10 protein-coding genes are annotated in these 13,789 nt (G+C 55.6%); 8 read left to right on the forward strand and 2 right to left on the reverse strand.

Features of this window, described 5'->3' with window-relative positions; translation table 11 throughout:
• Positions 1 to 6: 6 nt before the first annotated feature.
• The 4 genes from K3727_20405 to maiA all read left to right on the forward strand — a co-directional run bounded on the left by K3727_20405 (position 7) and on the right by maiA (position 3,097).
• On the forward strand, positions 7 to 1,617 hold the full coding sequence (locus tag K3727_20405) for an FAD-dependent oxidoreductase (GenBank protein UWQ91074.1): 1,611 nt from the start codon (positions 7 to 9) through the stop codon (positions 1,615 to 1,617).
• A 5-nt stretch (positions 1,618 to 1,622) separates the two neighbouring features.
• On the forward strand, positions 1,623 to 1,820 hold the full coding sequence (locus K3727_20410) for a DUF2783 domain-containing protein (GenBank protein ID UWQ91075.1): 198 nt from the start codon (positions 1,623 to 1,625) through the stop codon (positions 1,818 to 1,820).
• 5 nt (positions 1,821 to 1,825) lie between these two features.
• On the forward strand, positions 1,826 to 2,371 hold the full coding sequence (locus K3727_20415) for a VOC family protein (protein ID UWQ91076.1): 546 nt from the start codon (positions 1,826 to 1,828) through the stop codon (positions 2,369 to 2,371).
• Positions 2,372 to 2,458: 87 nt separating this feature from the next.
• Entirely contained in the window at positions 2,459 to 3,097 is a 639-nt protein-coding gene (maiA, locus tag K3727_20420; protein ID UWQ91077.1) for a maleylacetoacetate isomerase, read from the forward strand.
• A gap of 13 nt (positions 3,098 to 3,110) precedes the next feature.
• Here maiA and K3727_20425 read toward each other — a convergent pair whose 3' ends face one another.
• On the reverse strand, positions 3,111 to 3,986 hold the full coding sequence (locus K3727_20425) for a LysR family transcriptional regulator (GenBank protein UWQ91078.1): 876 nt from the start codon (positions 3,984 to 3,986) through the stop codon (positions 3,111 to 3,113).
• Between the two features lie 98 nt (positions 3,987 to 4,084).
• On the opposite strand from K3727_20425, the gene K3727_20430 reads away from it, so the two are divergent.
• Both K3727_20430 and K3727_20435 read left to right on the forward strand, forming a co-directional pair.
• Positions 4,085 to 5,224, forward strand: a complete 1,140-nt coding sequence (locus K3727_20430; GenBank protein UWQ91079.1) for a TauD/TfdA family dioxygenase — start codon at positions 4,085 to 4,087, stop codon at positions 5,222 to 5,224.
• On the forward strand, positions 5,221 to 5,808 hold the full coding sequence (locus tag K3727_20435; GenBank protein ID UWQ91080.1) for an HD domain-containing protein: 588 nt from the start codon (positions 5,221 to 5,223) through the stop codon (positions 5,806 to 5,808). The genes K3727_20430 and K3727_20435 overlap by 4 nt, the downstream gene beginning before the upstream one ends.
• Positions 5,809 to 5,853: 45 nt before the next feature.
• Here the strand turns inward: K3727_20435 and K3727_20440 are convergent, their stop codons facing one another.
• Positions 5,854 to 9,867 (reverse strand): YidC/Oxa1 family membrane protein insertase, encoded by a 4,014-nt coding sequence (locus K3727_20440; GenBank protein UWQ93474.1) that lies wholly within the window; start codon positions 9,865 to 9,867, stop codon positions 5,854 to 5,856.
• 247 nt (positions 9,868 to 10,114) lie between these two features.
• Here K3727_20440 and K3727_20445 point away from each other — a divergent pair, with 247 nt between their 5' ends.
• Positions 10,115 to 11,005, forward strand: a complete 891-nt coding sequence (locus K3727_20445) for a PhnD/SsuA/transferrin family substrate-binding protein (protein ID UWQ91081.1) — start codon at positions 10,115 to 10,117, stop codon at positions 11,003 to 11,005.
• A gap of 23 nt (positions 11,006 to 11,028) precedes the next feature.
• On the forward strand, positions 11,029 to 13,284 hold the full coding sequence (locus K3727_20450) for a response regulator (protein ID UWQ91082.1): 2,256 nt from the start codon (positions 11,029 to 11,031) through the stop codon (positions 13,282 to 13,284).
• The last annotated feature ends 505 nt before the right edge of the window (positions 13,285 to 13,789 follow it).

Genomic DNA, 13,789 nt, shown 5'->3' on the forward strand with positions numbered 1-13,789 from the left:
GAACAGATGAACAAGATTTTTGAAGTTCCCCTGTATCCGTATGAACGCCATGCGGATCAGGATGCATCATCCCCAGCACGTCACAAGGTGATCGTCGTCGGCGCCGGCCCCATCGGCCTGGGCGCGGCAATTGATCTGGCCCAGCAGGGTGTCGAAGTGCTGGTGCTGGACGACAATGACAAGGTCAGCTTTGGCTCGCGCGCTGTGTGTTATGCCAAACGCCCGCTGGAAATCCTGGACCGTCTGGGTTGTGGCCAGCCGATGGTCGACAAGGGTGTGAAATGGAACATCGGCAAGGTCTTCTTTGATGACCGGCAGGTCTATGATTTCAACCTGCTGCCCGAAGAGGGCCACCAGCGTCCCGCCTTTATCAATCTGCAGCAATATTATTTCGAAGAATACATGGTAAACCGGGTCCGCGAATTGCAGGCCGAAGGGGCACCCATCGAAATTCGGGGCCGCAACAAGGTCGAAGCCATTGGCACCCATGATGATCACGTCAAGGTCGAAGTGGAAACCCCTGAAGGGTCCTATACCGTCGAAGCCGATTGGCTGATCGCCTGTGATGGGGCCGGATCCCCGATCCGCGCAATGATGGGCAAGGATTTTGTCGGCCGCGTGTTCGAGGACAACTTTCTGATCGCCGACGTGATCATGGAGGCCGAATTCCCAACCGAACGTTGGTTCTGGTTTGACCCGCCGTTCAACCGGGGTCAGTCCGCTCTTTTGCACAAGCAACCCGATGGGGTCTGGCGTATTGACCTGCAATTGGGCTGGGACATCGACAAGGAACGCGAAAAGCGGCCCGAAAACGTGATCCCGCGGCTCAAAGCGATGTTGGGCGAAGAGGTCGAGTTCGAACTGGAGTGGGTGTCGATTTATACCTTCCAGTGCCGCCGGATGGAGCAGTTCCGTCATGGTCGGGTGGTCTTCGCTGGCGATGCCGCGCATCAGGTCTCCCCCTTTGGTGCCCGTGGCGCAAATTCGGGCCTGCAGGACACCGACAACCTGTGTTGGAAACTGAAACTGGTGATGGACGGCAAGGCGCCCGAAAGCCTGTTGGACAGCTATGATTACGAACGTGTGTACGGCGCGGACGAGAACATTCTGAATTCATCGCGGTCGACCGATTTCATTACGCCAAAATCCGATATGTCCCGCGTCCTGCGCGACGCGGTTCTGGACCTGAGCGAACAGTATGAATTCGCCCGCCCATTGGTGAATTCGGGCCGTTTGTCGGTGCCTTGCACCTATGACGGGTCGCCATTGAATTCGGCCGATGCGTTGGATGGTCCCGCCCGCACCCGGCCAGGATCACCTTGCCCGGACGTCCCGTTGGGGGATGAGTTCCTGTTGCCGAAACTTGCTGACAAATTCACTCTGCTGACCATCGACGCCGATGCCCCCGATCTGATCGAAGAGGACGGCATCGAAGTCACCCGCCTGGCATTGTCGGTAAAGGACGACCCGACGTTGGCGCTCAAGGCGCGGTACCTGGGGGACAATGACAGCGGTGTCTATCTGATCCGCCCGGACCAGCACGTCGCCGCCCGTCGACCCAGCTTTGATGAAAACCAGTTCCGGCACGCGATCCGCCGGGCAACAGGCAAGGAGTAACACCCATGTCCGATCTAAACCTGACCCCAAACATCAACGGCGCAGATGATTTCTATGCCGAACTTTTGTCTGCCCACGAAGGTCTGGAGAAAACCGACAGTGACGCGCTGAACGCCCGGCTGATCCTGGTGTTGGCCAATCACATTGGTGATCGCACCGTGCTGACCCAGGCGCTGAAGGCTGCCGCTCTGAAAGAGGAATGATGAACATGAAAATCGAACAAATCCATCACGTTGCCTATCGCTGCAAGGATGCCAAGGAAACCGTTGAATGGTATGGCAAGATGCTGAACATGGATTTCATCCTGGCAATTGCCGAGGACCATGTCCCATCAACCCATGAACCCGACCCCTATATGCATCTGTTCCTGGATGCGGGGAACGGCAACGTGCTGGCGTTCTTTGAACTGCCGACCAAGCCGGAAATGGGGCGCGACCCCAACACACCGATCTGGGTGCAGCACATCGCATTCAAGGTCAAGGACCGCGCAACGCTGATCGAATTCAAAGAGCATCTGGAGGCCAATGGCGTCGATGTTCTGGGCGTGACCGACCATTCGATCTTCCATTCGATCTATTTCTTTGATCCCAATGGCCACCGTGTCGAGCTGGCCTGCCCGGATCCAGAGGAAGAAGCCATGCTGAAACGCATGGACGAGGTGAAGTGGGACATGCTGAATGAATGGTCCGTGACCAAAAAAGCGCCCAAACACGCCGACTGGTTGCACGCCAAGGAACTCAACAAGGACGCCTGATCCTGCTATCCTTTGCACATAGTCGCACTAAACTGATGACAACCGGCTCCTGCGAGCCGGTTGTTTGCCAACGGACAGGGGCACGAGATGACCGACACCATTCTATTTGATTATTGGCGCTCGTCCGCGAGCTATCGACTGCGCATTGCGCTGAATTTGGCCGGGATTGAATACAGGGCCATTTCGATTGATCTGACAAAGGGCGAACAGCGGTCTGGCGATCATCTGGCACGCAATCCACAGGGATTTGTGCCGGTCCTGGAGATTGACGGGCTGCAACTGACCCAATCCCTGGCCATTCTAGACTATCTTGACCAGACCCGTAATCTGGGGCTTGTGCCAACTGGTCCCGCAGAGAGAGCCAAGGTTCAGGCGCTGGCGCACTCTATTGCCGTGGATGTTCACCCGGTTTGCAACCTGCAAGTCGCCAAATATGCCACAGGGTTAAGCGGCGGTGCCGAAGGGATGCCCGGCGATTGGATGAAACATTTCATTCGCCCCGGATTGCAGGCCTTCGAAACCCTTCTGGCACAGTTTGACCAGTCGCCCTATTGTACCGGCGACAGACCGGGATTGGCCGATATCTGCCTGATGCCGCAACTTTACAACGCTCGGCGTTGGGGCGTCGAAATTTCAGACTTATCCCGTTTGCTGGGCGTAGAGGCGGCCTGTGCCGAACACCCGGCTTTTGTTGCGGCTTATCCGGATGCCGTGCAACCCGCGTGATCTGTGACCACGCCTAGGGCTGGCTCAGGGCCGCGATCAACTCTTCGAGCAGCTTGCGCCGCCGACGGGACGCCGAAAAACTGTCCGGCCAGGTCAGCCAATACCCTTCGGCGCAGGGCAGTGGCGGAACATCAATCAGGGTCAGCTGATCGGTTGCCAGAAAATGCCGGGCCAGCACACGGGAGCCCAGAACAATGCCTTGGCCCAACCGCGCCGCGCGCAAGGCATGCCCCATGGAATCCACGTTCAGCCCGCTGAAATGGGGCACCGGAAGGTTTAAGGCACGTGCCCATTCCTGCCATCCGGGGCGTTCGCCCCGAAGTTCGATCGCCGGGCGGAGTTTCCAGTCGTCCGGATCCCAGTGGGTGGGCATCATGGGTTGCAATACTTCGGGGTGCAACAGATGCGCCTGCCGCCCAGGCCAGGGTCCGCGACCATAGCGCAATTGCAAAGCTGTGCTTTCATCCGCAAAAGCCGACCGCAGTGGCACCGAATTGGTGACAAAACGCAGGTCCGGATAGGCGGCCAAGAACGGCACCACCCGTGGCAGAACAAGCGTATCCAGATGCGATGACAGGGCGGCCAACCGAATTTCACGGGGGCTTTTTCCAAACAGGTCAACCGTACCCTGTTCCAAGGTTCTGAGCGTCTCCTGGACCAGCGGCAAATAGCTTTCGCCATCTACGGTCAGGGTCACTCCACGGGCCCCACGCGAAAACAGCGGCCGTCCCAACCAGCTTTCCAAATTGCGGATTCGTTGGCTGACGGCGGCCTGCGTCGCCCCTTGTTCCTGGGCTGCTGCGGTGAAATTCCCGTGTCGGCCAGCTGCCTCGAACACACGCAACCAGTCGAGAGGAGGCAGCCCAGATTGCTTACGCGATTGAGGCATTAGTTTTTCCTGGCCTATTTACCAAAAAGAATTAATTCTTTTAATGTCATTTCACGGGTAGATGCGCAACCAGAACCAGGCAAATCGGAGACCCAGTCATGTCCAGTTCCGTTCACGTCGATGCTTCAGGCACCTTCCTCACCCTTGTTGATGGCACGTCCCGCCCCTTGCGGTTTCATGCCGTCTGGCTGCGTGACAATGCATTGGATGACCAGACCCGCGCGCCGGGAAACGGTCAGCGTTTGATCACCATCGGAGACATCCCCGCAGATACCCGCATTGCCACGGCTTCGGTCGCGGCAGAGACCCTGAGCGTGACCTTTGCGCCTGAAGACAAAACCGTTGCCTTCCCCATCAGCTGGTTGGTCAACAATGCCTATGACCGGGACCAAACCGCACCGTTGGGCTGGCTGGCCGGGAACGTGACAACCTGGGACGGCACCCGGACCGCACCCAGCTTTGACTGGACGGCGGTACAATCCAATTCTTCGGCAAAGCGAGACTGGCTGGCCGCGATTGCGGAATTGGGTTTTGCCAAGCTGACCGCAGGCCCCACAACCGAGGGTGCGCTGATCCAGGTCGCTGACCAATTCGGTTATGTGCGCGAAACCAACTATGGCCGCCACTTTGAAGTTCGCACCGAAGTGAACCCTACGAATCTGGCCTATACTGGATTGGGTCTGCAGGCCCATACTGACAATCCCTATCGTGACCCTGTTCCGTCCCTGCAGATCCTGTATTGCCTGGAAAACTCCGCCGAGGGTGGCGAGAGTATTGTCGTTGATGGCTTTCGCGTCGCCGAACGTCTGCGCGCAGACAATCCCAAAGGATTTGCCCTGTTGTCCGGATATCCGGCCCGGTTCGAATACAAGGGAACGGATGGCGTGTGGCTGCGGTCACGACGCCCGATGATCGAATTGTCGCCGGATGGGCAGCTGATTGGCATCCGGTTCAACAATCGGTCTTCGGCCCCTTTTGTAGACATCCCCTTTGACCAGATGGAAGCCTATTACGCGGCGTACCGCCAAATGGGGTCCTACATCGACGACCCGGACATGGGCGTGGCATTCAAGCTGGAACCGGGCGAGAGCTTTATCGTCGACAACACACGGGTGCTCCATGCCCGCAAAGGCTACTCTGGCGCGGGATCGCGTTGGCTGCAAGGATGCTATGCTGACAAGGATGGCCTGTTGTCGACCCTGACCGTCCTGTCTGAATTCAAGGAAGCTGCAGAATGAACGCGCCTGATTTTTCGACCCTGACCCAGACGAACATTGTCGCCTTTCTCGGGGATATCTTTGAGCGGCGCGGCGGTGAAGAATACCTGGGTGAACCCGTGACCATGGCCGAACACATGCTGCAGGGCGCAGCCATCGCAGAACAGAATGGCCAGGACGAAATCATCATCGTCTCGGCGCTGTTGCACGACATCGGCCATTTCACATCGGAATTTGGCACCTTCACCATGAACGACACCGAAGACCGGTACCACGAAGAGGCCGGTGCCAAGGTTCTGGAACAGTTCTTCCCGACCGTCGTCACCGATTGCGTGCGCTACCATGTGGCCGCAAAGCGGTATCTGTGCGCGACAAAGCCGGAATATTTCAACCGCCTGTCCGATGCCTCGATCCACTCTCTGAACCTTCAGGGCGGGCCCATGACACCCGAAGAGGTGGAGGTTTTTCAACAGAACCCCAATCTCAAGCAAATCATTGCAGTGCGCTATCTGGATGAGGCCGGAAAACGCGCGGATATGGACACGCCGGACTATTGGCATTTTGCACCGATGGTCCAACGCATCGTTGACCAGCATTTCGCCTAACGGGCAGGTTTCCCCGGCACGACAAACCCGTGCCGGGGAAAAGCGTCAGGCGACTTCGACACTCTGCTCTACGGACAGTTTTTCGATGTCCCCGGACTCTCCCACGGTGATCATTTCGCCGTGGGTCAGCTGTTCGAGACCGGAACAGGCCACCAGCATCATGACCTTCTTTTCACGAGCAACGATTGCCATGTGGCTGAGCCACCCACCAACCTGACTGAGCACGGCTCCAGACCGTTGCACCCATGGCAACCATGCTGGATGGACCATCTGACAGACCAGAATGTCTCCGTCCTCGAAACCTTCAAACAGCGCTTCGGGGTCGCCGTCGTCCTGGTCGACCCAGAACACCTTGCCGGACTTTTGGCCTTCGCCGGACACGCAGGTTCCCGACAACGCCGACTCCGCATGGGCCGTGGATTTGAGACCCATCGACAAAAGTTCGCAATCGCGCAAGGTCAGCGAGGCCGCTTTGGGAGCAAGTTTCCTTTTGATCTCGGCCTCTGCCTTTCTGAGTTCTGCCATTGCCACAAGGTCCGCCGTGTCGCTCCAGTCTGCCTGGGTGATCTCCCCCAGGCGCAATTGGAAAATCAGATCGGACAACTTGCTGACCTCCCCCAGGGCCAGAAATGCCCGGCGCAGCTCTGCATAGATTCGCAAGGCTTCGTGTTTTGCCTGTTCCTTCAGATCCTGCAAGGCAATCGCCAGATCGATGGTTTTCTCCAAGTCCGCAGGAAGGTTCGCCGGAACCTGTGGGTCCGGCCCCAGAGTGTGGACAGAGGTGTTGAGCAACGGCCACAACAATTCAGTCGCCTCCCCATAGCGCGGGCTGCTCAATTCATAGTCGAACAGGGCCCGGTGCCCCATCAGGCGCAGCGCCTGGGCCTTGCCCTGCGTGGCACCCAATGCGGCACACCGTGCCATAATGCTGCTGGGCGCATGCGGAAGTTCGGCCTGCATGAGATGGCTGTTCAGACTCAGATCTCCGGTTGCGGCTGTCCGGGCTTCGGTCATGGTGAAACCAGCCAGGATATTGATCTTTTCCGCTTCGACATAAATGTCATGCACCAACAGATCATGAAGCTCGGCAATGCTGTGCACGATCCGATCCACAGGCAACTTGGCGTAATCCACCGCCTGATAGAACGACAGCGCCTCCGCCAACCGCGGGATTGTATTCTGCCGAAACTCCTGCGGATAGGTTGATGCCTTCTTGCGCAGCTTGCGTGCTTGGGACTCTGTCAAATGCAGGGTCATGCTTTCTTTCAGCTTGGCATCAACAAATGTCTTGCCAAACAGGTGGACCAGATGTCCGTCGCCACCTTCGGGCAGCTTATAGGGGACACCCAGGTCGCGGCACGCCAGATCAACGCTGCCACCCGGAGCCCACAAGGTCGCCATGACGGAATAGGACAACGGTGTCGGGCGCGGCAGAACTTCGGACATTTCATCCTGTTCCAGAATTGCGGCCCCCGGGGTCGAACCTGCAAAGCGTGTCAGGATTCGCGCCCATTCCCGGACCCGGACCTGTTCAAGAGCCGAACCCGCGGACAAGGTGGTAATGTCACGGCTTTGAACAATTTGAAACCGCCCATTGGCATAAGCCCATTCGATATCCTGCGGCCCCCCAAAGATCTTCTCGATACGCTCACCCAACGCCAGCAAGGGCCCAAGATCAATTTCACCAGGGTCACCGTCGAGCAACTCTCTGGTATAGCGACCAAATCGCAGGCTGATCGGGGTCACGCGACCGGAAACCAGATCCTCACCGCACCCCGCAACCATTTCGACCATACACATGCCCGGTGCCAATGGGTCCTGGGTGAACAGCACTCCGGCATATTCTGCGTCTACCATCTGCTGGACCAGAACATTGCCATCCGCTGCGCCTTCGCCCTCATAACTCAATGCCCGGGCAGACTGGAACGAAGCGATGACATGATCCAGAGCATCAGCCATACCATCCTCTTGCACATCCAGAACACTCTCGAAGACACCGGCGAAACTTTGGCTCGCCCCATCTTCGTTGGCCGCAGAACTGCGCACTGCGCAGGGATGCCCACCAGCAAGAGACCACACCCTGTTGGAAAACCGACGCCGATCTGCGCCAGTCAGGGCGCTGAAATCGGTCAACGCAGACTGCCGCAACACGACGCCGTTGGGCACCTGGATGCCAGCCTTGGTCAGCACCGATAGGCGATACGCCTTGTTACCGGCACCAATCAATGCCTCGGTGTCGCTCAGCGGGATCAAGCCGCGCGGCAGCCGGGTTCGGAAAACCTGATGCACAAGCCCCCGCCCCAATGTCAGCGCACGCGCCAGATGCCCGGTAACATAGGCCCGCTGAAGCAGGAGCAGCACCAAGGCAGAACACAGATACAGACCGGCCGCTGCATTCAATCCAAAGACCAGAAAGAACAGCCCAGCGCCGCCAAAAATCGCCCATAGCCATGCCTGACGGCGGGTTTTGGCGATCGCCCAGCACAAATACACAACAGCCAAACCTGTGAACAACAAAGGCACTGCATAGCTGGAGTCAGGTACCCCCAATTCGTCCAGCCACAAGAACGAAGCCTGTGTCCGTTCCCCCGCCTGCTGCGCAGCGGAGACCCCCAACATAGTCACCGGCAGGAACAACAGAGCTATCAGGTTACGCCCCGGCGTCAGTCCTTTGTCCTTGTAGAAGGCCTGAATGGCCCGGGCTTTGCGCACAGGATCGTTTCGCAGCCGGTCCTTGATGTCGGACATCTCGTCTGATGATGCCGATGTGATCATCTGGTCCTTCTCGGCTTTGAGCGCGACGGGAAGGATAAGAAGGCGCGTGATCACCGACAGACCTATGAGCGCCAGGATCAGATGGCTTTTGTCCCCAACCCAGACCAGCGCCGAAGCCAGATAATCAATCGCCCGAGACCACAGGGTCTTTTGCTGATCTGCGAGCCAGTTTTGCACATGCTGTTTTGGTGCCGGGGGAATAAAATAGTCCCAGGGCGTGGTATAGCGTCCCCTGAAGTCCAACCCGGCACGGGTCAACTCCAGCCCCAATACCTGGGCCATAAAGCAACTTCGCCGGTCATAACACGCGGCCACCGTCGGCAAATCGCTGCGCAAGGCAGCAATTCTGGACTGTAGTTCGCTGGTTGGCAAAGCCCGGATCGGAATATTGACCGCACCTGGCAGATGCCCGGCCTCAAAATCCCCCGGGTACCTTGTATCCACCACCTGCACGTCTCCCTGTTCCAGAAGACCCTTGAATTTGCTGGTGCTAATCAACACCGATTTGTTTGGGTATTCCGGGATGGCACGCAGATCTGACAGGCTTTCGACCTCGGCATCCGAAAATGGTCTCCCCTCGACGATCCATTTTTCAATCCCTCCGGCAATAAACCTACAGTCAATACCCTGTGCTGCCAGCGCCTCGCATGTTTCCGAGCTTCGATTCCCGTTGTGGCAGAACAGAACTACACTTTGTCCCGGCTCCAGCGGTGTGCTCTGGAGAAAATCCGGGAACCGAACATGGGTCGACCCCGGCAGGGTTCCCATCTCGTTCTCGCCGGCTTCACGAATATCATAGAACAAAGAGGTCGATTCTCCCGCAGGCGTGCTCAACAATTGCGCTGCCCTGTCTGTCGAAATTGCCAAGGGGTGCTCAACCTGAGCCGAAAACCGCTTTTCCTTAAGCGTCTCGTCTTGGATCTTGGTTCCGGAAAAGCTCGCCGGTCGTACCAGTGTCGCCTGCAATCTGTCCTGTTCAGATTGTTGAGCCGTTTGATATTGCCAGACGTTCAAACCGATCAACCCTGCGATCATCACGGCGAGCGCCCATTTGACAGAGCTGGGCACTCGTCTCGTCTTGTTGGAAGACCGAGGCTTTATCCCCAATCGACCAAACAGCATGGCGCCGACACCCGATACCGTTGCGATTGCAACTGTAAGGATCTGGGAGAGAGACGAAACTGAACCGATAACAAGTTCCGGGGATGGGATCGCCGCAACAGGCGTCGACAGGAAGACCGAAAACAACCCTCCAAAGAGCACAAACAGCACTGAGTGCAACACGGTGCGGCTGACAGATTTGATCACGTTATGTTCCGCCTATACTTAAAGTTGTGCCTCAACTTTTATTTCAATCTCATTAAAAAACTCGGAAAATCCTACGGAATGGTTAACGCCACCAAGGAATCTTCGCCTGAGTCAAATCAGGTAAAACCCGGGTGGGTTAACGAAATATTTTGATCCCATCAGGCACAGTTGGTGAACGCGCGCCCTTATGCGGTGCCAGCTTTGAACCACGGAGGGATCCGCAATGCGTAACAAAACCGCGACTTTCACACGGGGCAGTGGGTTGAGCATCACCTTCGCCCGCCTGCTCCATCTCGCGATCTTACTCTCGGTTTTGATGTTTCCGAACCTGGGTCGGGCGGAACTCAATTTGGTTTTTGGGACTTACGCCGCGGACAAGCCGACCGAAACTGTCCGCAAATACGGCCCCTTTCTGGCGTTTTTGTCGGATCAGCTCACCACGCGATTGGGTCAGCCGGTAAATATAAAGATGAAAATCGACAAGGATTACGATGCCGCTATCGAGAATCTGGCAAACGGATCTGTCGATTTTGCGCGATTTGGTCCCGCATCCTATATCAAGGTCAAGAACCTGAACCCGGACGTTCAGATCATTGCCATCGAAGCCAGGAACGGGACCAAACGGTTCAATGGCGTCATTGCCGTTCGCACCGACAGCGAATTTGAAACCCTGGCTGATCTGAAAGGCCAAAGCTTTGCGTTTGGCGACGAACTGTCCACGATCGGACGATACCTCGCACAAAGCCATCTCCTGAATGCGGGAATCTCAGGTAATGACCTGAGTTCCTACACTTTTCTGGGGCGCCATGACATCGTGGGAGAGGCCGTCGGTGCCGGGAAGTTTTCGGCTGGCGCCCTGAAGGAAAGCACCTTCCTAAAGCTCGTCGCCAAGGGTGTCCCGATCCGTGCTCTTTTCAGGTTTGAAAACGTCACCAAGCCTTGGCTTGCGGCAGCTGGACTATCCAATGAGATTTCGACGCATATTGAAGAAATCATGGTTGATCCGCAAAACGCCGACCATGTCATGAAGGTCGCCAAACACGGTTTTTTGCAGGGCAGCGATGCCGACTATGACTTTGTTCGTCGCGCGATCGAACACTCCACTTCCTTTTAAGACAGCAAATACGGACGACAACGATGAAGCGTGCAAGCATCCTGGTTCAAATCGTTGGATCGCTGCTTATCGCAGCAATTGGTGTTGCCGTTGCGGTTGGACTGATTGAGCGCAGGATCGAAACCCAACGGCTCGAGGCCCAATTGACCTCACAAGCTGACCTGACGGTGTCACTGCTCAGCGGCTTGATGCTCGAAGCGATACTCGTCGAAGATACCCCGGTCCTGGAAACCGCGATGCAGGAGGCTGTCACACGAAACATCAATCTTGTTTCCATCTCCCTGCTGAACACCAGCGGGAAAGTCGTCGCTTCTGCACAAAGTCATATCGAAAGAACCCCCGAAAGTGTCGCAGAATTCAGGCGCCACATCGAGTTGGAGGGAATGAACTTTGGCACAATGATTGTCGAATGGTCGACACGCAAAGGCGAAGAAATGATCCGCCAGAATGTTACACAGGCGTTGTTGACGACCCTTGTAACCGTAGCAACACTGTCCCTGGTTTTTTTGTCTCTCACTCATGTTTTGGCCATGCGCCCGTTGCACTTGATCCACGAACGGATGTCACATGCAATTGCAGGAGCCATCCCCCCGACAAAAACGCTCCCCTGGTTCGCCTCTCATGAATTTCAGGCGTTGAACATGTCTGTTGGCGTCCTTGAAGATACATTTGCGGAAAGAGATGAGCGTGAACATGCGCTAATGTTGGCCCGCAAGACTGCTGATTCAGCAAACAGAGCGAAATCCGACTTCCTCGCCAATATGAGCCACGAAATTCGAACGCCAATGAATGGCGTCATCGGTATGGCGGAACTGATGCTTGAAACAGATCTGAATGAAGATCAGCAAATGTATGCCGAAACGATTTTCAAATCCGGCTCTGCGCTTCTCGCGATCATAAATGATATTCTCAATTTTTCCAAAATTGAGGCAGGAAAGCTCAAGCTGGAAAAGGCACCGTTCAATTTACAAACCGCCATCGAGGATGTTGTCACCCTTCTGTCCCCAAAAGGAGCTGAAAAGGGTGTTGAAATCACAATGCGCTATGACCCAACGCTTCCAATTGCCTTTCTGGGAGACGTTGGGCGCATACGTCAGATTCTGACGAATATCGCGGGGAATGCAGTGAAATTCACCCTTGAGGGATATGTCTTCATCGACGTCTCGGGGGAACAAACCGGTGAAGCCTACGACATCAAAATAAACATTGTCGATACAGGCATCGGCATCCACAAAGATATGATCCGGCAAATCTTCGGTGAATTCGAACAGGTGGAATCCACTGCTACCAGAACATTTGAGGGAACAGGTCTGGGACTCGCGATATCTACTCGTCTCACTGCGCTGATGGGCGGGAGTATTTCGGTCAAATCAGAACCCAATGTTGGCTCGGAATTTACGCTCACTCTTCCTCTGATCCCCTGTGCGATCCCCGTGTCACCTCCCTGTGATACAGGGGTAGATTTGAAGGGCAGACGTATATTGGTTATCGATGATTTGTCTCTGAACCGTCAAATTCTTTTTGAACGGCTTTCCTCGTGGGACATGCGGCCGACTTTGGCGTCTTCCGGCAATGACGCCTTACGCTTGATTGACGAGTGCTCACCTGAAGAGCCTTTTGAAATTATTATCCAGGATTATCAAATGCCCGGCCTTGATGGCTTGGGTCTTGCCAAGAAACTTCGTCAGATTGAAGCACTGAAGAGCGCTCCGCTGATTATCCTGTCGTCCACCGACACCACGTTGGATCTGGTCACGAAAAAGGAACTTGGCATTGACGAAATGGTCTTGAAGCCAATCAGATCAAATCACTTGATGTCGGTTTTGAAAAGAAGCTTACTTCCCCCCAAAGGACCAAAGAGTGATACAGCCCCCCTCCCGCCGAAGGACAATTTGGACCTTTCAAATTTGAGCATTTTGGTGGCCGATGACAACAGAACCAACCAGATCGTTGTAGAAAAGATGCTGAAATCGACTCTGGCATCTGTATCATTTGCTGAAAATGGACGGGTGGCAGTGGACCAATTCGAAAGATTATCACCCAATATCATCCTGATGGATATGTCCATGCCAGACATGGACGGGATTGAGGCCACAAGATCCATTCGAGAGATAGAAAAGAACTTGAGCTTGGAGAGATGCCCCATTGTGGCCTTGACGGCCAACGCGATGCCTGCAGATCAAAAGAAATGTCTACAAGCCGGCATGGATGACTTCCTGAGCAAACCGGTCAGAAAAACGGAAATACTGGAAAAGATTGCAAAATGGCATCGCCAATAGCCAAGTCTCCGGACAGTTTCTTTGCTCCAGCAGATCTTGTTCACATCTGTCACGGTTAGAATTGAATAAAAAGTATGCCGGGAGGCTCGACAATAGGGAAGATGCACTGCCGCAGCTGACCCTCTGCCGCAACCAAACCTGGCCACCTCACACATTGGCCGGATTGATGTCCCACCATTCGGGACGGCGGCGCGGCGACCTGCTGCGATATCCGAATACTCCACACAAAATCGTCTTCAGCCCGGTCAAGCAAGCATCACATCTGTCGTGTTTTGTGAGAGTGTTCGAGGGTCAACATGTCGTGGTCGGTCTCGATGTTCACAAGACGACTTATTCGGTTACGTTGTTGTCAAACATAGGTGGGCCGGTGATGAGTTTCACCTGTCCATCGGGAGAAACCGGGCTGGCACATCAACGTCTTGACCCGGGCTGAACTCTGAGCATGTCGGTTAGGCTTCCGGTCCAACCGGCTGTGCATTGGCCCGAGTGCTTGCGCACACAGGCC

Source organism: Rhodobacteraceae bacterium M382 (genome assembly GCA_025141015.1).
Taxonomy (GTDB): domain Bacteria; phylum Pseudomonadota; class Alphaproteobacteria; order Rhodobacterales; family Rhodobacteraceae; genus Aliisedimentitalea; species Aliisedimentitalea scapharcae.

Coding starts and splice junctions, on each gene's coding strand:
- K3727_20405 (UWQ91074.1), top strand. CDS start 7: ATGAACAAGATTTTTGAAGTTCCCCTGTATCCGTATGAACGCCATGCG.
- K3727_20445 (UWQ91081.1), top strand. CDS start 10,115: ATGCGTAACAAAACCGCGACTTTCACACGGGGCAGTGGGTTGAGCATC.
- maiA (UWQ91077.1), top strand. CDS start 2,459: ATGACCGACACCATTCTATTTGATTATTGGCGCTCGTCCGCGAGCTAT.
- K3727_20410 (UWQ91075.1), top strand. CDS start 1,623: ATGTCCGATCTAAACCTGACCCCAAACATCAACGGCGCAGATGATTTC.
- K3727_20430 (UWQ91079.1), top strand. CDS start 4,085: ATGTCCAGTTCCGTTCACGTCGATGCTTCAGGCACCTTCCTCACCCTT.
- K3727_20415 (UWQ91076.1), top strand. CDS start 1,826: ATGAAAATCGAACAAATCCATCACGTTGCCTATCGCTGCAAGGATGCC.
- K3727_20450 (UWQ91082.1), top strand. CDS start 11,029: ATGAAGCGTGCAAGCATCCTGGTTCAAATCGTTGGATCGCTGCTTATC.
- K3727_20435 (UWQ91080.1), top strand. CDS start 5,221: ATGAACGCGCCTGATTTTTCGACCCTGACCCAGACGAACATTGTCGCC.
- K3727_20425 (UWQ91078.1), bottom strand. CDS start 3,986: ATGCCTCAATCGCGTAAGCAATCTGGGCTGCCTCCTCTCGACTGGTTG.